Origin of the sequence: Asanoa ishikariensis, from assembly GCF_900107455.1 — a bacterium.
In the GTDB taxonomy this organism is placed as follows: domain Bacteria; phylum Actinomycetota; class Actinomycetes; order Mycobacteriales; family Micromonosporaceae; genus Asanoa; species Asanoa ishikariensis.
Genome location: NZ_FNQB01000005.1, coordinates 193,539 through 215,450 on the forward strand (window position 1 = coordinate 193,539; position 21,912 = coordinate 215,450).

The 21,912-nt window shown below is 72.1% G+C and carries 18 protein-coding genes; 10 read left to right on the top strand and 8 right to left on the bottom strand.

What is annotated here, in order from left to right:
- The first annotated feature begins 51 nt into the window (after positions 1-51).
- Both BLV39_RS37845 and BLV39_RS37850 read left to right on the top strand, forming a co-directional pair.
- Positions 52-1,578 (top strand): hypothetical protein, encoded by a 1,527-nt coding sequence (locus tag BLV39_RS37845; RefSeq protein ID WP_090803334.1) that lies wholly within the window; start codon positions 52-54, stop codon positions 1,576-1,578.
- A 184-nt stretch (positions 1,579-1,762) separates the two neighbouring features.
- Positions 1,763-2,986: an MFS transporter gene (locus BLV39_RS37850; protein WP_239084028.1), complete on the top strand. Its 1,224-nt coding sequence runs from the start codon at positions 1,763-1,765 to the stop codon at positions 2,984-2,986.
- Between the two features lie 10 nt (positions 2,987-2,996).
- Here the strand turns inward: BLV39_RS37850 and BLV39_RS37855 are convergent, their stop codons facing one another.
- From BLV39_RS37855 to BLV39_RS37865, 3 genes are all read right to left on the bottom strand, one after another.
- Positions 2,997-3,872 carry an RNA polymerase sigma-70 factor gene (locus BLV39_RS37855; RefSeq protein ID WP_090803337.1) on the bottom strand — a complete coding sequence of 292 codons (876 nt, stop codon included), beginning with the start codon at positions 3,870-3,872 and terminating at the stop codon, positions 2,997-2,999.
- A gap of 20 nt (positions 3,873-3,892) precedes the next feature.
- Entirely contained in the window at positions 3,893-4,645 is a 753-nt protein-coding gene (locus BLV39_RS37860) for an SDR family oxidoreductase (RefSeq protein ID WP_090803339.1), read from the bottom strand.
- A 130-nt stretch (positions 4,646-4,775) separates the two neighbouring features.
- Positions 4,776-5,546: a GntR family transcriptional regulator gene (locus tag BLV39_RS37865; RefSeq protein WP_275414328.1), complete on the bottom strand. Its 771-nt coding sequence runs from the start codon at positions 5,544-5,546 to the stop codon at positions 4,776-4,778.
- Positions 5,547-5,639: 93 nt separating this feature from the next.
- Here BLV39_RS37865 and BLV39_RS37870 point away from each other — a divergent pair, with 93 nt between their 5' ends.
- Genes BLV39_RS37870 through BLV39_RS37900 form a run of 7 tightly spaced genes read left to right on the top strand, consistent with a single transcriptional unit; the run spans position 5,640 to position 13,414 of the window.
- Positions 5,640-6,608, top strand: a complete 969-nt coding sequence (locus tag BLV39_RS37870) for a Gfo/Idh/MocA family protein (RefSeq protein WP_090803341.1) — start codon at positions 5,640-5,642, stop codon at positions 6,606-6,608.
- Positions 6,605-7,450, top strand: a complete 846-nt coding sequence (locus tag BLV39_RS37875) for a TIM barrel protein (protein ID WP_090803344.1) — start codon at positions 6,605-6,607, stop codon at positions 7,448-7,450. The genes BLV39_RS37870 and BLV39_RS37875 overlap by 4 nt, the downstream gene beginning before the upstream one ends.
- Positions 7,447-8,391 carry a 5-dehydro-2-deoxygluconokinase gene (iolC, locus tag BLV39_RS37880; RefSeq protein ID WP_090803347.1) on the top strand — a complete coding sequence of 315 codons (945 nt, stop codon included), beginning with the start codon at positions 7,447-7,449 and terminating at the stop codon, positions 8,389-8,391. Before BLV39_RS37875 ends, iolC begins: the two co-directional genes overlap by 4 nt.
- Positions 8,384-9,259, top strand: a complete 876-nt coding sequence (locus tag BLV39_RS37885; protein ID WP_090803350.1) for a Cgl0159 family (beta/alpha)8-fold protein — start codon at positions 8,384-8,386, stop codon at positions 9,257-9,259. The genes iolC and BLV39_RS37885 overlap by 8 nt, the downstream gene beginning before the upstream one ends.
- Before the next feature lie 32 nt (positions 9,260-9,291).
- Positions 9,292-10,092 carry a 5-deoxy-glucuronate isomerase gene (gene iolB, locus BLV39_RS37890; RefSeq protein WP_239084029.1) on the top strand — a complete coding sequence of 267 codons (801 nt, stop codon included), beginning with the start codon at positions 9,292-9,294 and terminating at the stop codon, positions 10,090-10,092.
- A complete protein-coding gene (gene iolD / locus BLV39_RS37895) occupies positions 10,089-11,930 on the top strand; it encodes a 3D-(3,5/4)-trihydroxycyclohexane-1,2-dione acylhydrolase (decyclizing) (RefSeq protein ID WP_090803355.1) in 1,842 nt (613 codons plus the stop codon). The genes iolB and iolD overlap by 4 nt, the downstream gene beginning before the upstream one ends.
- A gap of 11 nt (positions 11,931-11,941) precedes the next feature.
- Complete coding sequence (locus BLV39_RS37900; protein WP_090803360.1) at positions 11,942-13,414, top strand: CoA-acylating methylmalonate-semialdehyde dehydrogenase; 1,473 nt, start codon at positions 11,942-11,944, stop codon at positions 13,412-13,414.
- Here the strand turns inward: BLV39_RS37900 and BLV39_RS37905 are convergent.
- Positions 13,407-14,867, bottom strand: a complete 1,461-nt coding sequence (locus BLV39_RS37905) for a serine/threonine-protein kinase (RefSeq protein ID WP_090803363.1) — start codon at positions 14,865-14,867, stop codon at positions 13,407-13,409. The two genes, BLV39_RS37900 and BLV39_RS37905, sit on opposite strands and share 8 nt — an antisense overlap.
- A 105-nt stretch (positions 14,868-14,972) precedes the next feature.
- Between BLV39_RS37905 and BLV39_RS37910 the strand changes: the two genes are divergently transcribed.
- Positions 14,973-16,418 (top strand): glycosyltransferase family 39 protein, encoded by a 1,446-nt coding sequence (locus BLV39_RS37910; protein WP_090803365.1) that lies wholly within the window; start codon positions 14,973-14,975, stop codon positions 16,416-16,418.
- On the opposite strand, the gene BLV39_RS37915 is transcribed toward BLV39_RS37910, so the two are convergent.
- From BLV39_RS37915 to BLV39_RS37930, 4 genes are read right to left on the bottom strand one after another with little or no spacing between them, the layout of a single operon-like run.
- Complete coding sequence (locus tag BLV39_RS37915; RefSeq protein WP_090803367.1) at positions 16,415-17,602, bottom strand: ABC transporter ATP-binding protein; 1,188 nt, start codon at positions 17,600-17,602, stop codon at positions 16,415-16,417. The two genes, BLV39_RS37910 and BLV39_RS37915, sit on opposite strands and share 4 nt — an antisense overlap.
- A 13-nt stretch (positions 17,603-17,615) precedes the next feature.
- Positions 17,616-19,439, bottom strand: a complete 1,824-nt coding sequence (locus BLV39_RS37920) for a glycoside hydrolase family 13 protein (RefSeq protein WP_090803370.1) — start codon at positions 19,437-19,439, stop codon at positions 17,616-17,618.
- Positions 19,436-20,347 carry a sugar ABC transporter permease gene (locus tag BLV39_RS37925; protein ID WP_090803372.1) on the bottom strand — a complete coding sequence of 304 codons (912 nt, stop codon included), beginning with the start codon at positions 20,345-20,347 and terminating at the stop codon, positions 19,436-19,438. Before BLV39_RS37925 ends, BLV39_RS37920 begins: the two co-directional genes overlap by 4 nt.
- A complete protein-coding gene (locus tag BLV39_RS37930) occupies positions 20,347-21,906 on the bottom strand; it encodes an ABC transporter permease subunit (RefSeq protein ID WP_090803374.1) in 1,560 nt (519 codons plus the stop codon). The genes BLV39_RS37925 and BLV39_RS37930 overlap by 1 nt, the downstream gene beginning before the upstream one ends.
- Positions 21,907-21,912: the final 6 nt, after the last annotated feature.

Below are 21,912 nucleotides of genomic sequence, written 5' to 3' on the forward strand. Positions count from 1 at the left end.
AGTGATCTATCGTCTGCGGTCTTGATCTTTGACCCCCTCCCGAGGACATCCATGTCGATAAAGACTGCCCGCCGGCTGCTCGCCGGCGTAGCGGCCGCCGGCGCTTTCGTCGCGGCGACCGCGTTTCCCGCCTACGCCGCGCCCAGCCTCAAGATGGACACGCTTGACGCGCTCGTGGCCGCGAACGGCTACACACGCGGATTCGTCGCGGTGTACGGCGGCGGGGACGAGCTGGTTGGCAAGATCTCCATCCTGATCGACTCGTCGGATCTCGAGGGCGCCACCGTCGAGCTCGACTGGACGTCCAGCGACTGGCTGTGCGACACCACCACCGGCACGCAGATCCGGTGCGAGCAGGACGCTCCCGAGGGCTCCTTCGGCACCAGCATCAGCTACGCGATCCTCGGCAAGTCGGACGCGGAGATCGGCACCAAGAGCAGCATCACCCTCACGGCGGACGTCGACGGCACCAAGGCGACCGCGAAGTCGGTCGTCACGATCGCCGAGGCGAGCGACCTGCGGGTCCAGCAGGAGCCGCTGGCGGTCAAGGGTGACCCGGGTGGCGTGGCCAAGTCGAACGCCCCGGTCTCCAACGTCGGCGAGTCCACTGTGGCCCGCACGACCATGATCCTGTCGCCCGACTGGCACACGCCCTACGCCGGCGACTTCTCGAACTGCGTCAACTACATGGACGCGTTCACCATCTGTGAGTTCGACCAGCCGCTCAAGCCGGGCAAGAGCTACCGGCTTTCCGAGGACATCCCGTACTCCGTCTCGAAGACCGCTCGCACCGGCGCGGTGTTCCCGACGTACGCCGACTGGTACGTCGAGGACGACTGGAAGGTCCTCGAGCCGGCGTGGGGCCTGGGCGACTACGAGCCGACGCGCGGCACGGGTGAGCCCCTGCGCCTCGAAGAGGTGGCCAACACCGCTCGTGGTCCGCAGACCGACATCAACCCGTACGACAGCTTCCTGCAGATCGACATCACGGTCGGCGGCAACAACCAGGTCGACATGGCGGCGGTCGGCGCCACCGCCACCGGCGCGGCCGGCGCGACCGTCACGGTGACGCCGACCCTGAAGAACCTCGGCCCGGCCGACCTCGAGACGAACTTCGAGGAGCCCAAGACGCCGGCCCTGCGGATCACCATTCCGGAGGGTACGACGGTGACCGACGCGACGTGGGACTGTGCTCCCTACTCCGCGGGTGGCACCTGGCCGCCGGACGAGGACGCGTGGGGCAAGGCGGGCGCGCGCGAATACGGTTGCATGGTCTGGGACGTGTTCGCCGGAGACTCGTACGGGTACGACTTCCGACTCAAGATCGACCGGGTGGTGAGCGACGCGACCGGCACCATCACTGCCAAGATCGATGGCGACCCGAACGCCGCCAACGACGTGGCCCAGATCGTGATCAACGGAACCGGCGCCGGTGGCGGCGGTGGCGACGATGACGGCGGGCTGCCCGTTACCGGCCCGCAGGCGACGCTGATCGCCAGCGCCGGCGTGCTGCTGGTCGGCGCCGGCGTGGCCGGCTTCATCGTGGCCCGGCGTCGCCGGACCCGCTTCGTCGCCTGACCCTTCGTATCAACGGAACCCGCCGACCATGCACCGTGGTCGGCGGGTTCCTGCGGTAACGTGCGGGCCATGCCCGGTTACTCGCGCACGCGCTGACGTTCCAGGCCGATTCTCGGCCGGTCCGCATCGCGTGCTGCTCTGATCAGCGCGGCACAGCGAGCCCTTCAGTCCAAGGGGTTCTCCTTTGCCGTCCCTGTTCAACGACCGTGACTTCCGCTCCCTCTGGATCGGTCAGACCGCGTCCCAGCTCGGTGAGCAGACCAGCCTGGTGGTCCTGCCCCTGGTCGCCGTGCTCACCCTCGGCGCCGCACCGGACCAGCTCGGCCTGCTCCGCGCGGTCGGGCAGGTGCCGTTGCTGCTGCTCCCACTCCTGGCCGGCGCCTGGGTCGACCGGTGGCGCGGCCGGACCGTCATGGTGCTCGCCGACCTCGGCCGCACCGTCGCCCTGGCCGGCGCGGTGGTGGCCGCGTACCTCGGTGGCCTCGGACTGCCGGCGCTGCTCGCGGTCGCCTTCGCCGTCGGGGCCATGTCGGTCTTCTTCGACGTCGCCTACCAGGCGTCCGTGGTCCGGCTCGTCCGCCGCGGCCGGCTGACGGAGGCGAACAGCGCGCTGGAGGCCAGCCGCTCCGGCGCCCAGATCGGCGGTCCCGCCCTCGGCGGTGCCCTGGTCTCCGTGCTCTCGGCGCCGTTGGCCGCCGCGTCCAGCGCGGTCTTCTTCGTGGTGTCGTTCCTGACCATCCGCCGGATCCGCCGCGTGGAGCCGGTCCCGCCACGGTCGTCGGGCGCGCTCTGGCAACAGGTCCATGATGGACTTCGCTTCGTGGCCCGCGACGGTGCGCTGCGGGCGCTGTGCCTGGCGTCGGCGGCGTTCCAGTTCTGTTTCTCCGCCACGATGACGGCCTACCTGTTGTTCCTGCCACGCGAGCTGCATCTGTCGGGCGCCGCGATCGGCCTGGTGCTGGCGGCGACCGGGCCGGGCGCGCTGGTGGGCTCGCTGCTCGCCGCCCGGCTGCCACGCCGGCTCGGCCACGGCTTCGTGCTCGTGTCCGGGGCCGCGATCGGCGACGGCGTGCTGCTGTCGGTGTCCGCCCTGCACGGCCCGGCGGCCGTGACGGTGCCCGCGCTCGTGGCGGTCAACCTGGTGTTCGGTGTGTTCGGGCAGCTCGTCAACGTCACGACGCAGGCCGTCCGTCAGGCGCTGACCCCGGACGGTCTCCAAGGCCGGGTGGCCGCGACGATCACCTTCGCCGGGATGGGCATGACGCCGCTGGGCTCACTGCTCGGCGGCGTCCTCGCGGCGCACTGGGGTCTGCGCACGGCGCTCACCTTGACGGCCGCCGGCATGCTGCTCTCGCCGGTGGTGATGGCGTGCTCGCCGCTGGCCCGACTGGGCCGAGAGCTTGGCTGAACTTGGGAACTCAGTTGAATTGGCGCAGCTTGTCGGGGTTGGCGACGATGAAGAGCTCTTCGATGCCTCGGGCGGACGTGCTCAGCGCGATCAAAGCCTCGGGCGTTCCGTCGGCGTGCACCACCAGCAGGCCGGTGTCGCCGTTCACCTCGACCTCGCGGAACGTCGCCGTGTTCCAGTACTTGCGCAGGACGTTGTCGAGCAGGTTGGCCACCCGGTCCGCGCCGACCACGTCCTTGCGGGCCGCGTGCACCTTGCCGCCGCCGTCGTTGCGGGCGATCACGTCGCTGGTGAGCAACTGCTCGAAGGCCGCGATGTCGCCGTCCCGGGAGGCGGCCAGGAAGCGGTCGACGAAGCGCCGGTGCTGCGCGCGGTCGACCGGCGCGGACCGGTCGCTGGCCAGGTGCCGCCGCGCGCGGGTCACGAGCTGGCGGGCGTTGGCCTCGCTGGTCTCCAGCACCTCCGCCACGTCCTTGTGCGGATAGCCGAACGCCTCGCGCAGGACGTACGCGGCCCGCTCCGCCGCCGGAAGCCGTTCCAGCAACAGCAGTGCGCTCATCTCCAGCGCCTCGGCCCGTTCGGCGCCGAGCGACGGGTCCGCGCTGGTGTCGACAGGCTCGGGCAGCCACGGACCCACGTACGTCTCCCGCCGCGCCCGCGCACTGGTGGTCGCGTTGATGGCGAGGCGGGTGGTCGTGGTGGTGAGGAAAGCGGCTGGGTTGTCGACCTTCCGGCGATCGGTGTTCTGCCACCGCATCCAGGCCTCCTGGACGACGTCCTCGGCGTCGCTGACCGAGCCCAGCATCCGGTACGCGATGCCGAACAGCCGCCCGCGTACCGCCTCGAACTGGTCCAGGTCTTCGCCTGTGACGTCAACGCCGGTCACCCGACAACCCTAGCCTCGCGTTACTTTCCGGCGTGGGCGGCGAGCCAATCTGCGAGCTTGGTCGCACCCTTGTCGTAATCGCCGATCGGGACGATCGTCTCGTCGTTCATGACCTGGCCGAAGTACGGTGCCTTCGGGTCGGTGACCACCTCACGCGTGTCGCCCTTCGACGCGAGCGCCTGCCGGATCACCTCGTCGAAGGTGCTGCGGTCCGGTCCGGCCACCTCGACGGCACCGTTGACCGGTGCGGCGACCGCCGCGTCCGCGACCGCCTTCGCGACGTCGGCGGACGCGATCGGCTGGAAGGCCACGGGCGCCATGTGCACCTTGCCGTCCTGGGTCGCCGAGTCGGCGATGGCGCCGAGGAACTCGAAGAACTGCGTCGCGCGCACCACCGTGTACGGCAGTCCCGACTCACGGATCAGCTTCTCCTGCGCGACCTTCGCCGGCAGGTAGGTGCTCTGCGGGCTGCGGTCGGAACCGACCACCGACAGGGCGACGTAGTGCCCCACCCCGGTCGCCCGCACGGCCTCGATCAGGTTGGTCGTCGCCGTCGTGAAGAAGTTGAGCACGTCGTCCGGCGCGAAGGAGGGCGAGTTCGCCACGTCCACCAGCACGTCGGCGCCGGTCAGCACCTCGTTCAGCCCTTCACCGGTCAGCGTGTTGACGCCGCTGGAGGGTGACGCCGCCACCGCCTCGTGCCCTGCCTTCTCCAGGTGGCTCACCACCTGCGAGCCGATCAGGCCGGTCCCACCAATCACCACGATCTTCATGTACTTACCCCTCCGGTCAGTCTGCGCGGCACCGTGGAGCGCCGCCACCACTTCGACCGGACAGCCCACCGATCCGTGACAGGGTCGCGGGAGGAATTTGGAAAACCGGACATTCGCCTCAGACCGACGGTCAGCGGGCGACGAGGGACACCTCGAACGAGTAGCGGTCCGCGCGGTAGACGTGCGAGCCGTACTCAATCGCCCGGCCGGCGTGGTCGTACGCCGTGCGCTGCATGGTCAACAGCGGTGCGCCGCGGCCCTCGCCGAGCAGGCGGGCCTCGGCCGCGGTGGCCCGGCGCGCGCCGATCGTCTGGTCGGCGATCCGCAACTGCACGCCGTGCGTGCGCAGCACCTGGTAGAGGCCATGCTCACCGAGTTGCTCAGGGGTCAGCCCGGGCGCGACGGCGGCCGGCAGATAGTTGTGCATCAGTGCGAGCGGCTCGTCCTCGGCGTAACGCAGGCGCTGCGTGGTGATGACGTCGGCGCCGGGCTCGAGGTGCAGGGCGACCGCGATGTGCTCCGGCGCGGGTGCGACCGAGAAGGCCAGCACCTCGGTGCGCGGTGACCGCTGTGCCCGGCGCAGATCGTCGTTGAGGCTGGTCAGCTCGACCTTGCGGCGCACGGCGCTGTGCACGACCTGGGTGCCGACGCCGCGCTTGCGGACCACGAGCCCCTTGTCGACCAAGTGCGCGATCGCCTGGCGCATCGTGGGGCGGGACAGCCCGAGCCGGTCGGCCAACGCCACCTCGGTGTCGAGCCGGGAGCCGGCGGGCAGCTTGCCGGACTCGATCAGGTCTTCGAGGCTCGTCGCCACCTGGAAGTACAGCGGCACGGGGCTGAACCTGTCGATGGTGATGAGGCTGGCGATGCCGTCCACGTCGGACTCCTGCGCTCGGGGCATCCATGATAGGGCTACGGACAAGGGTCATTCGAACGTCAGTATGTCATGACAAACACTTGACACGATCTCGGGACCGCGGCAAGACTCGCTGACATGCGCATCGGACTCATCGGTGCAGGGCGCATCGGCGCTCTGCATGCTTCCACGCTGGCTTCGTTGCCGTCCGTGACCGGGTTGGTGATCGAGGACGTCGATCGCGACCTCGCCCGGGTGCTGGCGGAGAAGGTCGGCGCCGAGACGGGGGACGGCCTCGGCGGCCTCGACGCGGTCGTCGTCACGACACCCACCTCCACCCACCGCGCGCTCATCGAGCGGGCGGCCGCCGCCGGGCTGCCGGTGTTCTGCGAGAAGCCCGTCGCGCCCGATGTCGCCGGCACCCGGGCGGCGCTCGCCGCGGTGCGCGCCGCCGGAGTGCCGCTGCAGGTCGGCTTCCAGCGCCGGCACGACGCCGGCATCACGGCCGTCCGCGACGCGATCGCCGCCGGCACGCTCGGCACCGTGCACCTGGTGCGCTCGGCCACCCACGACCCGGCACCGCCGCCGCCCGGCTACGTCGCCGGCTCCGGCGGGATCTTCCGCGACTGTGCGGTGCACGACTTCGACGCGGTCCGGTTCGTCACGGGACGGGAGGTCGTCGAGGTGTCGGCGGCCGGCGCCAACCGCGGCGACGCGTACTTCGCCGAGGCCGGCGACGTGGACACCGCCGTCGCCACCCTGACCCTCGACGACGGCACCCTCGCGGTCTGCACCGCGACCCGATACAACGGCGCCGGCTACGACGTCCGGCTGGAGGCGCACGGTTCCGCCGGTGCGCTGGCCGCCGGGCTCGACGCGCACACGCCACTGCCGCCGATCACCGCCGCAGCGCCGTACGCCGGCTTCGGTGAACGGTTCCGCGACGCCTACGTCGCCGAGCTGACCGCGTTCTGCGCGCTGGTCGCGGGCACCGGGCCGAACACCTGCCCCGGCGAGGAGGCACTCGCCGCCCTGCTGGTCGCCGAGGCGGCCGACCTGTCCCGCCGCGAAGGCCGGCCGGTGCGCATCACGGAGGTGGCCGCATGATCCGCGTTGCCGGGGCACCGATCTCCTGGGGCGTCTGCGAGGTGCCCGGCTGGGGCCACATGCTGCCCGTTGAGCGGGTGCTCGCCGAGATGGCCGCGCTGGGGCTGACCGCCACCGAGCTCGGGCCCGACGGCTATCTTCCGGTCGACCGGGCCACGGTGCTGCGACAGCACGGTCTCGAGGTGGCCGGCGGGTTCGTACCCGTGGTGCTGCATGACTCCGCGCACGACCCGCTGCCCGCGCTCCAGCCGACCCTGCAAACCTGGGAGGGCGCGCTCGTGCTGGCCGCCGCGACGGGCGCCGACGGCTACGACGCCCGACCGGAGCTCGACGCCGACGGCTGGCGGACCCTGCTGACCAACCTCGACCGCATCAACGCCGCCGCCACCCGGCGCGGCGTCCTGGCCACCCTCCACCCGCACGTCGGCACCATGGTCGAGCGGGAGGACGAGGTGCGTCGGGTGCTGGACGGCTCGGACGTCAAGCTCTGCCTGGACACCGGCCACCTGCTGGCCGGCGGCACCGACCCGGCGGCGCTGGCCCGCGAGGTGCCGGGCCGGGTCGCGCACGTCCACCTCAAGGACGTCGACGCGGCGTGGGCGGAGCGGGTGCGCGCCGGAGAGGTCAGCTACACCGACGCGGTCCGGGCCGGGATGTACAGGCCGCTCGGCGATGGCGACGTCGACGTGGCCGCCATCGTCACCACCTTGACGGCCAACGGCTACGCGGGATGGTACGTGTTGGAGCAGGACACGATGCTCGACACGGACCCGCCGGCGGGGGAGGGACCCGTGCTCGACGTCCGCCGGAGCCTCGAACACCTGCGAAAGGTGAGCGCATGACCCAGTTCGACGTCGTCGCGGTGGGGCGTCTCGGCGTCGACCTCTACCCCGAGCAGATCGGCGTGCCGCTCGGCGCTGTGCGGACGTTCGCCAAGTCGCTGGGTGGCACCGCCGCCAACGTCGCGGTCGCGGCGGCCCGGCACGGAAGGAGGGTCGCGCTCGTCAGCGGCACCGGCAAGGACCCGTTCGGCGACTACCTGCACGACGAACTGCGCGGCTACGGCGTCGACGACCGCTGGGTGGCGACCGTGCCGGACCTGCCGACCCCGGTGACGTTCTGCGAGATCTTCCCGCCGGACCACTTCCCGATCTACTTCTACCGCTTCCCGACCGCTCCCGACCTGTGCGTCGCGGAGGAGGACCTGGACCTGGGCGCGTTGCGCGCGGCCGGGGTCCTCTGGCTGACCGGCACCGGACTGTCTGCGGAGCCGAGCCGCGCGGCCCACCTGGCCGCGCTCCGCGCCCGCGACCGGGCGCCGCTGACCATCCTGGACCTCGACTACCGCGCCCAGTTCTGGCCGGACGAGGAGACCGCCGGCTCCGCGTACCGCCAGGCATTGCCGTTGGTGACGGTCGCGGTCGGCAACCAGGAGGAGTGCGCGGTCGCCACCGGCGAGCGCGACCCGGAGCGGGCCGCCGCCGCGCTGCTCGCCATGGGAGTCGAGATCGCCGTCGTCAAGCTCGGCGGCGACGGTGTGCTCGCGGTGACCGCGACCGAGGCGGTACGGGTGCCGCCGGTACGGGTCGAGGTGGTCAACGGGCTCGGCGCGGGCGACGCGTTCGGTGGCGCGCTCTGCCACGGCCTGCTGGCCGGCTGGCCACTGGCCCGGGTGCTGGCGTTCGCCAACGCGGCCGGCGCGCTCGTCGCCGGCCGACTCGCCTGCGCGCCCGACATGCCGACGTCCGCTGAGGTGGAGGAACTGGTGACGACCCATGCGTGAGGAAGCCTTGCGGGAGCTGGTCCGGACCCGCGCGGAGGAACCGGAACGGCTGGCGGCCACGGCCGCGGCCCGACGGCGCCGCCCGCTGCTGGGTGACCGGGGCCGGCTGATGCTGATCGCCGCCGACCACCCCGCCCGCGGCAACCTCGCGGTCGGCAAGCGAAGCATGGCGATGGCCGACCGGATCGACCTGCTCGACCGCCTCCAGGTCGCGCTGTCCCGCCCCGGCGTCGACGGCGTGCTGGCCACCCCCGACGTGATCGAGGACCTGCTGCTGCTCGACGGGCTCGACGGCAAGGTGGTGATCGGCTCGATGAACCGCGGCGGGATACCTGGCACCGCGTTCGAGATCGACGACCGGTTCACCGCGTACGACGCCGACGCGCTGGCCTCCGGGCACCTCGACGGCGGCAAGATGCTGCTGCGCATCGACCCGACCGACCGCGCCAGCGCCGACGTCCTGCAGGGCTGCGCCGAGGCGGTCAGCGCGCTGGCCGCGCACCGGCTGATGGCGATGGTCGAGCCCTTCTGGGTGCGCCGCGACGACGCCGGCAAGGCCGTCAACGACCTGTCGCCGGACGCGGTGATCAAGTCGATCGCGGTCGCGCAGGCGCTCGGCCGCACCTCCGCGTACACCTGGCTCAAGGTCCCGGTCGTCGCGGACATGGAGCGGGTCCTCGCCGCCAGCACGCTGCCGGCGCTGCTGCTCGGCGGCGACCCGGGAGAGGCACCGGACGAGACCTACGCCGCGTGGCAGAAGGCGCTACGGCTGCCGACCGTACGCGGGCTCGTGGTCGGCCGGACCCTGCTCTACCCACCGGACGACGACGTGGCGACCGCGGTGGACACGGCGGTGGGCCTGCTGTGAGCGTGAGCTGGCACCGACCACGGTGCTCGGAGGTGGCCCCGGACGGCGACGGCTGGCGGCACACCGGTCTGCGGATCGTCACCCTCGCGCCCGGTGAGTCGACGACCTGGCACACCGGCGGCACCGAGGTGGTCGTCGTGCCGTTGGCCGGAGCCGCCGAGGTGAGCTGCGCCGGTGTCGACCTGACCCTGCACGGCCGGCCGGACGTCTTCACCGCCGCCACCGACCTCTGCTACCTGCCTCCCGGCGAGCGGGCGACGATCGGCAGCGCGGCCGGCGGCCGGTTCGCGATCGCCTCCGCCGCAGCGGACCCCGGCCTGCCGGTGCGCTATCGGCCGGCAGCCGACGTCCCGGTCGAGGTGCGCGGCGCCGGGGTTTCCACGCGCCAGGTCAACAACCTCGCCGACGCGGTGACGTTCGAGTGCCGCAAGCTGATCGTGGTCGAGGTGCTCACCCCCGGCGGCAACTGGTCGAGCTACCCGCCGCACAAGCACGACGAGCACCGGCCCGACGAGACCGAGCTCGAAGAGATCTACTACTTCGAGGTCGCCCGCGGCGGCCCCGGCTACCAGCGGGTCTACGGCAGCGCGCCGGACCGCCCGATCGACGTGCTGGCCGAGGTGCGCACCGGCGACGTCGTGCTGGTGCCGCACGGCTGGCACGGCCCGTCGATGGCGGCGCCCGGCTACGACCTCTACTACTTGAACGTGATGGCCGGGCCGGGCGACCGGGCCTGGCGGTTCCGCGACGACCCCGCGCACGCCTGGATCCGCGACACCTGGGCCGACCAGCCGATCGACCCGCGCGTTCCGTTCTACGGGAGGCCAGCATGACGACCCGACTCACGGTGGCACAGGCCCTGGTCCGGTTCCTCACCGCGCAGGAGACCGAGCGCGACGGTGTGCGCCGCCGGTTCTTCGCCGGCACGTTCGGCATCTTCGGCCACGGCAACCTGGCCGGCATGGGCCAGGCGCTGCGCGAGTACGCCGACACGATGCCGTACCACCTGGCCCGCAACGAGCAGGCGATGGTGCACTCGGCGGCGGCGTACGCGCGGATGACCAACCGACTCGCCACCTACGCCTGCACCACTTCCGTCGGTCCGGGCGCGACCAACATGGTCACGGGCGCGGCCGGCGCCACCATCAACCGGCTGCCGGTCCTGCTGCTGCCCGGCGACACGTTCGCCACCCGGGTCGCCGACCCCGTGCTGCAACAGCTCGAGGCGCCGTACGCCGGAGACGTGTCGGTCAACGACTGCCTGCGCCCGGTGTCCCGCTACTTCGACCGCGTCAACCGGCCCGAGCAGCTTGTCGAGGCGGCGCTGCGGGCGATGCGGGTGCTCACCGACCCGGTGGAGACCGGCGCCGTGACCCTGGCGCTGCCGCAGGATGTGCAGGCCGAGGCGTACGACTGGCCCGACGAGTTCTTCGCGACCCGGGTGTGGCACGTGGCCCGCCCGGTGCCCGAGCCCGCCGCACTGGACCGTGCGGTCGCCGCGATCCGGTCCGCCCGCCGTCCGCTGATCGTGGCCGGCGGCGGCGTCATCTATTCCGAGGCCACCGAGGCGCTCGCCGCGTTCGCCGAGCGGACCGGTGTGGCCGTGGGCGAGACCCAGGCCGGCAAGGGCGCGCTGCACCACGACCACCCGTCGGCGGTCGGCGCGATCGGTGCCACCGGCACGACCGCGGCCAACGAGCTCGCGGCCCATGCCGACCTGGTGATCGGGATCGGCACGCGCTACTCGGACTTCACCACCGCGTCGCGGACCCTGTTCGCCGACCCGGACGTCCGGTTCGTCAACCTGAACGTCGCGGCGTTCGACGCGGCCAAGCACAGTGGACTGTCTCTCGTGGCCGATGCCCGGGCCGGTGTGGCGGCGCTCGACGAGGCGTTGGCGGACTGGCAGGTCGACGACGCCTATCTGGTGCGGGCGGCCCAGTTGACCGCTGCCTGGAACGAGACCGTCGACCGGGCGTACGCCCTGGACCACCGGCCGCTGCCCGCACAGAGCGCCGTGATCGGCGCGGTCAACGACGCCGCAGGCGAGCGCGGCGTGGTGGTCTGCGCGGCCGGTTCGATGCCCGGCGACCTGCACAAGCTGTGGCGGCCCCGGGACCCGAAGCAGTACCACGTCGAGTACGGCTACTCCTGCATGGGCTACGAGATCGCCGGCGGCCTCGGGGTCAAGCTCGCCGCACCCGACCGCGACGTGTTCGTGCTGGTCGGCGACGGCTCGTACCTGATGATGTCGAGCGAGCTCGCGACGGCGGTCGCCGAGGGCGTGAAGCTGATCGTCGTGCTGGTGGTCAACCACGGCTTCGCCTCGATCGGCGCCCTCTCGGAGACTGTCGGCGTCAACCGCTTCGGCACCTGGTACCGGGACCGGGACGGCGCCAACCTGCCGACCGACCTGGCCGCGAACGCCGCGAGCCTGGGCGCGCACACCATCAGCGTGGCCGACATCGACGGGCTGCGGGCGGCGCTGTCGACGGCGCAGGCGTCCGACCGCACGACCGTCATCCAGATCGAGACCGACCCGCTGGTGCACGCACCGGACTCGCAGGCGTGGTGGGACGTGCCGGTCGCCGAGGTGGCGCGCACGTCCGGCACCGACGCGGCCCGGGCCGCGTACGAGAAGGCCAAGCAGGCCCAGCGAGACTATCTGTGAGGGGTTCTCTTTTGCGCACCATCGAGCACGTCATCGGCGGCACCCGGCGCACGTCGGAGCGGACCCTGCCCGTGCACGACCCGGCGACCGGCGCCGAGACCGCGCGGGTGGCCGCGGCGACGGCCGCCGACGTCGACGACGCGGTCGCGGCCGCCGGCAAGGCGTTCGTGGAGTGGAGCGAGATCTCGCTCGCGCGCCGCAGTGCGGTCATGTTCGCCATGCGCGACCTGGTCGACCGGCACGCCGACGAGCTCGCCCGGCTGGTCACGGCCGAGCACGGCAAGACCCTCGAGGACGCCCGCGGCGAGGTGACCCGCGGCCGAGAGGTGATCGACTACGCCTGCGGCATCCCGTCGCTGCTCAAGGGCGCCTACACCGACCAGGCGTCGACCGGCGTCGACGCGTGGACGTTCCGGCAGCCGCTGGGCGTCTGCGCCGGCATCACACCGTTCAACTTCCCGGTGATGGTGCCGCTGTGGATGCACCCGCTGGCCATCGCGACCGGCAACACGTTCGTGCTCAAGCCCAGCGAGCGGGACCCGTCCGCGTCGGACCTGATCGCTTCCCTGTACGCCGACGCCGGCCTGCCCGACGGGGTGTTCAACGTGGTGCACGGCGACAAGGTGGCCGTCGACGCGCTGCTGGACCACCCCGACGTCGCCGCCGTCTCGTTCGTCGGCTCGACGCCGGTCGCCCGCTACGTGCACCAGCGGGCGGGCGCGGCCGGCAAGCGCGTGCAGGCGCTGGGCGGCGCCAAGAACCACGCGGTGGTGCTGCCGGACGCGGACCTCGACGACGCGGCGCGGCAGATCACCGGGGCCGCGTACGGGTCGGCGGGGCAGCGTTGCATGGCGATCTCGGCCGTGGTCGCCGTCGGTGCCGCCGCCGACCCGCTCGTGGAGCGGCTGGCCGCGCACGCCCGCGCGATCGTCGTCGGTCCGGGCGCTGACCCGGCCAGCCAGATGGGACCGGTCGTCACGGCCGCGGCCCGGGACCGCATTTTGTCCCTTGTGGACGCTTCTGACGCCGATCTGGTGGTAGACGGCCGCGACCTGGCCACTGGGGAAGGCTTCTTCATCGGGCCGTGCCTGTTCGACCACGTCGGCACCGACATGCCGGTCTACCAGGAGGAGATCTTCGGGCCGGTGCTGGTTGTCCTGCGGGTCGCCACCCTGGACGAGGCGATCGAGTTGCTGAACGCGAACCCGTACGGCAACGGTGCGGCCATCTTCACCGACTCGGGTGCGGCCGCGCGGCGGTTCCAGCGGGCGGTGCGGGCCGGCATGGTCGGCGTCAACGTGCCGATCCCGGTGCCGATGGCCTACCACTCGTTCGGTGGCTGGAAGGACTCGCTGTTCGGCGACACCCACGTGCACGGCCCGGAAGGGGTGGCCTTCTACACCCGCGCCAAGGCGGTCACCTCGCGCTGGCCCGGCCCGGCGGTCGACGCCGCGCCGTCGATGCACTTCCCGACCGCTAGCTGACCCCCCGGTAGCTGCTGAGGACCAGCCGGAACAGGTCCTGGTCGCGCGGCCAGGCGGCGTCGTCGGTGAACCACGACAGCGCGTACGCCCGGCCGGGATCGGTGGTGACGGTGACGCGCCGCGCGTGCCGGCCGGACCAGGTGAACTCCCAGTCGGCACCGCCGGCGGCGGCCCGCACCGGGCCGATCCGCAGCCGCTCGTAGCCGGGCAACACGCGTAGCTCCGGTTCGGCGCGCAGCCAGTAGTCGGCGGGCTCCGGAGTAGGCGTGACCGTCGGGTCGACGGCCAGCGTCCTGGTGCCGATCTGGTCCCGGAAACACACCGCCGAGCCCGCCTGGAAGCGGGTCCAGGTGGCGGGCACGGCCACCGTGAACCCGGTCTCGTCGGTGTGCCAGCGCCAACCGGGCGGCAGCGCGAACGCGCCGGTGCCGCCGCCGGGGGAGGTGGCGCCGGGTTCCGGGCCGGCGTTCAGGCAGGCGTGCACGGCCGGCGGCCCCGGTGCCGGCTCGTCGGCCGGGAGGGCGACCGCGGCGGCGGTGCCCACCGAGGCCAGCGTCAGCGCGGCAGCGCCGGCCAGCACGACCCGCCAGCGATGCCGCAGGGCCAGCCCACGGGCCGCCCGGACCACGCGCCGGCCCGGCCCGGGCTCCGGCGGCTCGCCGTCCGCGACGGCCTCGAGCAACTGCCGGATCCGGGCGGCGTCCGGCCGGCGGCCCGGGTCGCGATCCAACAGGCGCAGGATCACCGGGGCGAGCGGCCCGGCTCGGCGCAGCGGGTCGGGTGGTCCGGCGGCGAGCGCGGTCAGCGTGGCGACCACGCTCGGCCGGTGGTAGGGCGCGACGCCTTCCACGAGCGCGTAGAGCGTGGCGCCCAGCGACCACAGGTCGCATGCCACGGTGGACGCACCGGTGCGGGCGAACTCCGGCGCGACGAAGTCCGGCGACCCGAGCACCTGCCGCGGGATGGTGACCCCGCCCTCGGCGGCGACCGCGAGCCCGAAGTCGGTGAGCACCACCCGTCCGTCGTCGGCCAGCAGGACGTTCTGCGGCTTCACGTCACGGTGCAGGATGCCGGCCCGGTGCGCCGCGTCGAGGGCGGACAGGAGCTCCAGCCCGATCCGGGCGGTCTCCTCCGGATCGAACGGACCGCGGTCGGCGACCACCTCGTGCAGGGAGCGGCCCGGCACGTACTCCATGACGATCCACGATCTGTCCGTCTGGAGCACGTCGAGGATCGCGACCACGTTGGGGTGCCGCAACCGCGAGGCGGCGCGCGCCTCACGCAGGGTCTGCTGCCAGCGGTCGGCGCCGAGCCACGGCTGTGCCAGCACCTCTTTGACCGCGACGGCCCGGCCGAGGACCGGGTCGTGCGCGCGCCAGACCCGTCCCATGCCGCCGGTGCCGATGACCTCGTCGAGGACATAACGGCCGGCAAGCACGGTTTCGGCGGTCACATCAGTGCTTCGAGGCCGAAGCCGCCGAGGATTGGCCGCCGGCGAAGATTCTTTCGGTGGAATCGGGGGACACCGCCGCGGCGGCCGGACCGATACGGTCGGTGCGTGGACGAACCGGGGGAACGGCCGGCAGTGTCCTGGGGTCCGGTCGGCGCGGTGGCCGTGCTGCTGGGTGTCCTGGTCGCGGCCAACAGCAACCGTTACGGCTACCACCGCGACGAGCTCTACTTCCGCCTGCTGGGTGAGCATCCGGCCTGGGGCTACGTCGACCAGCCACCGTTGACCCCGCTGCTCGCGCGGGCGACGACCGAGGTCTTCGGCGACCACCTGTGGGCGCTGCGGGTCCCCGGGTCGCTGGCCATCATGGCGACCGCCGTCCTGACCGCGCTGCTGGCCCGCGAGCTCGGCGGCCGCACCGGAGCGCAGGTGCTGGCGGCGCTGGGCGCGGCCGGCACGTTCCCGCTGGTCTTCGGTCACGTCCTGCTGACCGCGACGGTCGACCTGGTGGTCGTGGCGGCGGTGCTGCTGTTCGTGGTGCGGGCCCTGCGCGGCGACCCCCGTTGGTGGCTGGCGGCGGGCCTGGGCGTCGGAGTCGGGCTCTACAACAAGCACCTCGTGCTGCTGACGTTGGTCGCGATCGGCGTCTCGCTGGTCGCGGTCGGTCCGCGCCGGGTGCTCGCGTCGCGCTGGCTCTGGGCGGGCGTCGCCGTCGCCCTGGTGGTCGGCTCCCCGAACGTGATCTACCAGATCACCCACGGCTGGCCGCAGCTCGAGATGGCCGGCGCGATCCGCGAGGACAAGGGCGCCGAGTCGCGCACCCTGTTCGCGCCGTTGCAGCTCGTGCTGCTCGGCATCCTGTTCGTGCCGGTGTGGGTGGCCGGCATCGTGCGGCTGTGGCGCACGCCCGCGCTGCGCGCGCTGGCGCTGGCGTACCCGGTGCTCTGCGCGCTGGTGCTGGTGACCGGCGGGCAGCCCTACTACACGCTGGGTCTGGTGCTGGCGCTGTTCGCGGCGGGTTGCCCGACGGCGGTGCGGTGGCCCCGTTGGCTGCTCGGAGTCGGGGCACCGCTCAACGTGGCGGTGTCGGCGGTGTTCGCGCTGGCGCTGCTGCCGGTGTCGGTGCTGGCGAAGACCCCGATCGCCGACGTCAACCAGGGCACGAGCGACCAGATCGGCTGGCCGGTCTACGTCGAGCAGATCGCCTCGGTCTACGACTCGCTCCCGCCCGCGGACCGGTCCCGCACGGTGATCCTGACCGCCAACTACGGCGAGGCGGGCGCGCTGGACCGTTACGGTGTCGGCCTGCCGGCTGTCTACAGCGGACACAACGAGCTGTGGTATCGAGGCGGTCCGCCGGCCGACGCGACCGTGGTGGTCGCGGTCGGCTTCGGTGCCCCGCTAGGCGCGTTGTTCGGCTCGTGCCAGGTGGCCCACGACCTCGACAACGGCGTCGACATCCCCAACGAGGAGCAGGACAACGACGTCCGGGTCTGTCGCGACCCGGTCAGCCCATGGACCGTTCTCTGGCCGCGCCTCCAGCACTATTCCTAGCGGATCGCGTCCCCGGTCGTCGGGTCGAAGAAGTGCATCCGCTCCGTGTCGACGACGACCTCCACCTCGTCGCCGGCGCGGACCCGGGAGCGGGGGGCGAACGAGGCGACGAACTTGGTCGCGTCGTGCTTCGGTGCCTCCTCGGCGTGCGCGTCCTTGTCCAGCAGCTTGGTGTCCTCGGTGACCACGCGGGGAGCGTCGAGCAGGAAGTGCACCATGATCTGCGAGCCGAGGGCCTCGATCAGGCTGACCGTCGCCCGCAGCCGGCTCCGCTCGTCGGCGCCGCGCACGAGCCGGGCGTCCTCCATGTCCTCGCTGCGGATGCCGACCGCTACCTGCCGGCCGGCGTACGCGTCGAGCCCCGGCCGCTCGGACCTGGCCGCCGCGGGCAGTGGCAGCCGGGACCGGCCCAGCACCACGACCAGGTCGTCGCCGTCGCGCTCGACCTGGGCCAGCGCCATGTTCATCGGCGGTGACCCGATGAAGCCGGCGACGAAGATGTTGTCGGGGTTGTCGTAGAGGAACTGCGGGTTGCCGACCTGTTGCAGCACGCCGGCCTTCATCAGGGCGACCCGGTCGCCCATCGTCATCGCCTCGGTCTGGTCGTGGGTGACGTAGATGGTGGTGACGTTGAGGTCGTGCTGCACCTGGGCGATCTCGGCCCGCATCTGCACGCGCAGCTTGGCGTCCAGGTTGGACAGCGGCTCGTCCATCAGGAACACCTGTGGCTCGCGGACGATCGCCCGGCCCATCGCCACGCGCTGCCGCTGGCCGCCGGAGAGCTGCTTGGGCCGCCGGTCGAGCAGCGCGCCGAGCTCCAGCATCTCGGCGGCCTTCTTGACCCGACGGTCGATCTCGGCCTTCTCCATCCGCCGGATCTTCAGCCCGTACGAGATGTTGTCGGCGACCGTCATGTGCGGGTAGAGCGCGTACGACTGGAACACCATCGCGATGTCGCGGTCGCGCGGCGAGAGGGTGTTGACCACCCGGTCGCCGATCTTCAGCGTCCCGCTGGTGATGTCCTCGAGCCCGGCCACCATCCGCAGCGCCGTGCTCTTGCCGCAGCCGGACGGGCCGACCAGGACGAGGAACTCGCCGTCGGCGATGTCCAGGTCGAGATCCTTGACGGCGTGGAACCCGTTCTCGTACTGCTTGTTGACCCGATCGAGGATGACCTCGGCCATCACGGACCTCCGTTCAGAGCTGCCAGACCTGGAATGTGGGCCCGTCACCGGGCAGCGTCACGTGGTTGTCGACGGCGGCCCGCAACGGGGGCGCGCCGCCGTAGCGGTTGGCCGCCTCGCCGTGCAGCCCGAGCTGCCGGCCGAGCAGCCGCACCGGGGCGTGCGGGGACCGTGCGGCGAGCACGAGCAGCCGGCCCGCCGCGCTCTCGCGCAGGAACACCAGCACGTCGCCGTGGGCGTGCACCCAGCGCAGGCCACCGCGGCGCAGCGGTTCGGCGTCCCGCCGCAGCGCCGCGAGCCGGGCGTACACGTCGAACGTGCGGCGGTCCCAGCGCTCCGGCCGGTCCCAGGGAAACGGGCGCCGGGCGTCCTCGCCGTTGGTGCCCGTCAGGCCGATCTCGTCGCCGGCGTAGACCATCGGCACGCCCGGCATCGTGAACATCAGCCCGGCCGCGACCTCGACCAGCGCGGCGTCGCCCGTGATGGTGCGGATCCGGGCGGTGTCGTGCGAGCCGACCAGTGACCACGAGGCGGCCATCGCGTGCCACGGCACGCCGGCGCGGAAGGCCCGCACGGTGGCCAGCAGCGCCTCGGCCGGTCCGCGGGTCGGGGCGACCGGCTTGCCCGACAGGGTCAGCCCGGCGGCGGGGTCGCGCAGCCAGGTCCACACCGGGTTGCTGAAGCCGGCGTAGTTCATCGTGCCGTGCCAGTCGCCGCGGCGCAGGTCGGCGGTGGCGTCGTGGCAGTGCTCGGCGATCAGCAGCCCGCCCGGCCTCGCCTCGTCGACCGTGCGGCGCAGCGCGGCGGCGACCTCGGCGTTGCGGTCGTCGGTGCGGTAGCGGCCCGTCATGTTGGCGACGTCGACCCGCCACCCGTCGAGCTCGAACGGCGGGCGCAGCCAGCGTGCGGCGGCCGACGCCGGCCCCTGGACCAGCCGGCGGCGCAGCTCGACGGAGGCGTACCGCAGCTTGGGCAGGGATCCGTGGCCGAGCCAGCCGACCACCTCGCCGGCGGGGGTGAGGTAGAAGAACTGGCGTTCGAGGCTGGCCGGGTCGGCGAGCGCGGTCCGGAACCAGGGGTGCGTCGACCCGCAGTGGTTGGTGGTGAGGTCGCCGAGGATCCGCCAGCCCCGGGCGTGCACCTCCTGCGCCAGCCGGGCCAGCGCCTTGTCGCCGCCCAGGTGCGGGTCGACCTCGTCGAACGAGGAGGCGTTGTAGCGGTGGTTGGACGGTGCGGGGAAGAACGGTGTCAGGTAGACGGTGTCGGCGCCGACGGCCCCGATGTGGTCGAGCTTGTCGGTGACACCGTCGAGGTCGCCGCCGTACCACTGCGCGGGGGTGGATGGTCCGGTGTGGACGACCGGATCGTCCCAGCCCGCCGGCTCGGCCCAAGGTGGCGGCTCGCGATCGTGGCCGGACCGGGCGAACCGGTCGGGGAAGATCTGGTAGACGATCGCGTCCCGGGCCCAGTCGGCGGCGGGCGGCGCGGTGGTCAGCAGGAAGTCGTCGGCGTCGGTCACGTCGTGGTGGTGGGTGCCGGAGCCGTTGAGCCAGCGGTAGCCGGGGTCGGCGCCGCCGCCGAGCAGGAAGCGGTAGCCGGTGAGCGGGTTGTGCATCGGGATGTCGCAGCGCCACCACGTCTCGGCCGCGGTGGTGCGGTCGATCCGACCGGCGACGAACATGGGCTCGGCGTCGGCGGTCGCGCGCGCCCACACCCCACCGGTGCCGTGGCCGTGCGGCACCCGGACGAAGACCGGCACGGTGTCGCCGAGCCGCGGTGCCTCGACCGGCACGTGCCAGGCGGCGCCGTCGTGGTGAGGCTCGGCGAGCAGGCTCATCCCTTCACCGCACCCGCGGTGAGTCCGCCGACGATGTAGCGCTGGAGGAACTGGAACAACGCCACCGTGGGCACGGCGAGCACCAGCGCGCCGGCGGCGAAGACGCCGAAGTTGTTGTTGCGCTCCTCGGAGACCAACCCGTAGAGCCCGACGGCCGCGGTCTTCGCGTCGTCGTCGGTGAGGAAGACGCTGGCGATCAGGAACTCGTTGACGGCGCTGATGAAGCCGAGCAGGCCGGTGACGGCGAGGATCGGCGTCACGAGCGGCAGGATCAGGCCGAAGAACACCTGCGCGTGGGTGGCGCCGTCGACCTTGGCCGACTCGTCGAGGTCCTTCGGGATGGTGTCGAAGAAGCCCTTCATCAACCAGGTGTTGGTCCCCAGCGCGCCGCCGAGGTAGAGCAGCAGCAGCCCGGTGCGGGTGTTGAAGCCGACCGCCGGCCACAGGTCGCTGACGTACGCGAACATGATGTAGAGGGCGACGATGAGCAGGAACTGCGGGAACATCTGCACGAGCAGGATGCCGAGCAGGCCGGCGCGGCGGCCGCGGAACCGGTAGCGGCTGAACGCGAACGCCGCGCAGGCCGAGACGAACATCGACAGCGCGGCCGCGAGCAGCCCGATCACCATGCTGTTGAGGAACCACGTCGGGAACGCGGTGTCGACGAACAGCTTGCGGAAGTTCTCGAAGCTCGCGCCGGTCGGCACCAGCTCCGAGGAGCTGAGCGTGCCCAGCGGGTTGACCGCCGCCGAGACCACGAACAGGATCGGGAACAGCGAGAACGCCAGTGCCAGCAGGCCGACCAGGTGCCGCCAGCCGACCTGGCGGAACCAGCCGCCCTGGGCGCCGCCGAGCCGGACGACGGTCTCGTCGCCGGTAGTCGCCGGGAGGGTGTCGGTGGCAGCCATCAGTTGATCTCCTCCAGCGCGTGGGTGCGGCGGAAGCTCACGATCGAGATCGTGGCCACGATGAGGAAGATGAACACCGAGATCGCGGCGGCGAACCCGTACTGCGCGCCGGCACCGCCGAACGCCAGCCGGTAGGTGTAGGTGATCAGGATGTCGGTGGCACCCGCCTGCGGGTTGTCGGGCGGGAACGGCGCGCCCTCGCTCACCAGATAGATCGCGGTGAAGTTGTTGAAGTTGAAGGCGAACGAGCTGATCAGCAGTGGCGCGAGGGCGACCAGCAGGAGTGGGAAGGTGATGGTGCGGAACGCGTGGAACGGCCGGGCGCCGTCGACCTGGGCCGCCTCCGTGAGGTCCGCCGGGATCGCCTGGAGCGCGCCGGTGCTGACCAGGAACATGTAGTTGTAGCCCAGCCAGAGCTGCACGAGCAGGATCGCGAACATCGAGCTGGGTGCCGAGCCGAACCAGTTGACGTCGAGCCCGAACAGCCTGTTGATCAGCCCGAAGTCGGTGTTGAACATGTCCCGCCAGACCAGCATCATCGCGACGGCGGGCATCGCGTACGGCAGGATGATCAGCGACCGGTATAGCCGCTGGCCGCGCAGTCCCGGCTTGTTGAGCACGAGCGCGACGAGCAGCCCGAGGGCGAACGTGATCAGCACGACGCCGAACGCGAAGCCGAGGTTCCACAGCAGGATCTTGAGGAACGACGCCCGGATCACCGGGTTGGTGAGCACCTCGGCGAAGTTGCGGAAGCCGACGTTGACCTGCCAGCCCTGGGCGAGCGCCTGGCCCTGCCCGTCGACGAACAGGCCGTCGTCGTCGTTGGCCGTCCACGTCTGGCCGGTGGTGCGGTCCTTCACACAGTCACAACCGGCGTCGTACGCCTGCTGCGGGGTGCCCTCGAAAGCCCGGGACAGGCCCTGGTTCTTGATCGCCCCGCGGTCGGTGGGGACGCTGAACTCGACGATGTCCGCCGAGCGGGCGCTGACCTCGGCGATGTCGAGAATCTCGTACCCGCCGGCCTCGGTTATCTTGCCGTCGGTGTTCTGCGTGGCGTCGTTCAGCGGTTCGAGGCCGTCCGCGGTGCCGACGAACGCGGCCTTCGTGGCGGGATCCGTGAGCAGGAAGACGATGTCGCCGCTGCCGGGCTCGCCGTCGGTCGCGATGGTCAGCGTGTAGACCGTCGAGCCGGGCACCTGCTGCACCGACGAGCCCTCGACGGCGGCGACCGCCTCGTCCTTGCTGCCCCGGTGCGCGTCGCCGAAGTTGGTGAACGCGGTGGAGAGCGTGAACAGCACCGGCAGCACCTGGAACACGATGAGGAACAGGGTGCCGGGGATCAGGTACTTCGCGGGTATCGCCCGCGGCGACAGGTAGATGGAGAAGATGACGGCGGTGACCAGCAGCAGGACGGCCAGGCCGAGCCAGTTGCCGGTGCCGATCAGCGGGAACGCCGCCCAGACCGCGATGGCGGCCACCAGGCCGAGCACCACGATCTTGATGATCAGGCCGAGCGGGGAGGCCGTGCCGTCGGCGCCGAGGCCGAGCTTGCGTCTCATCTCGGT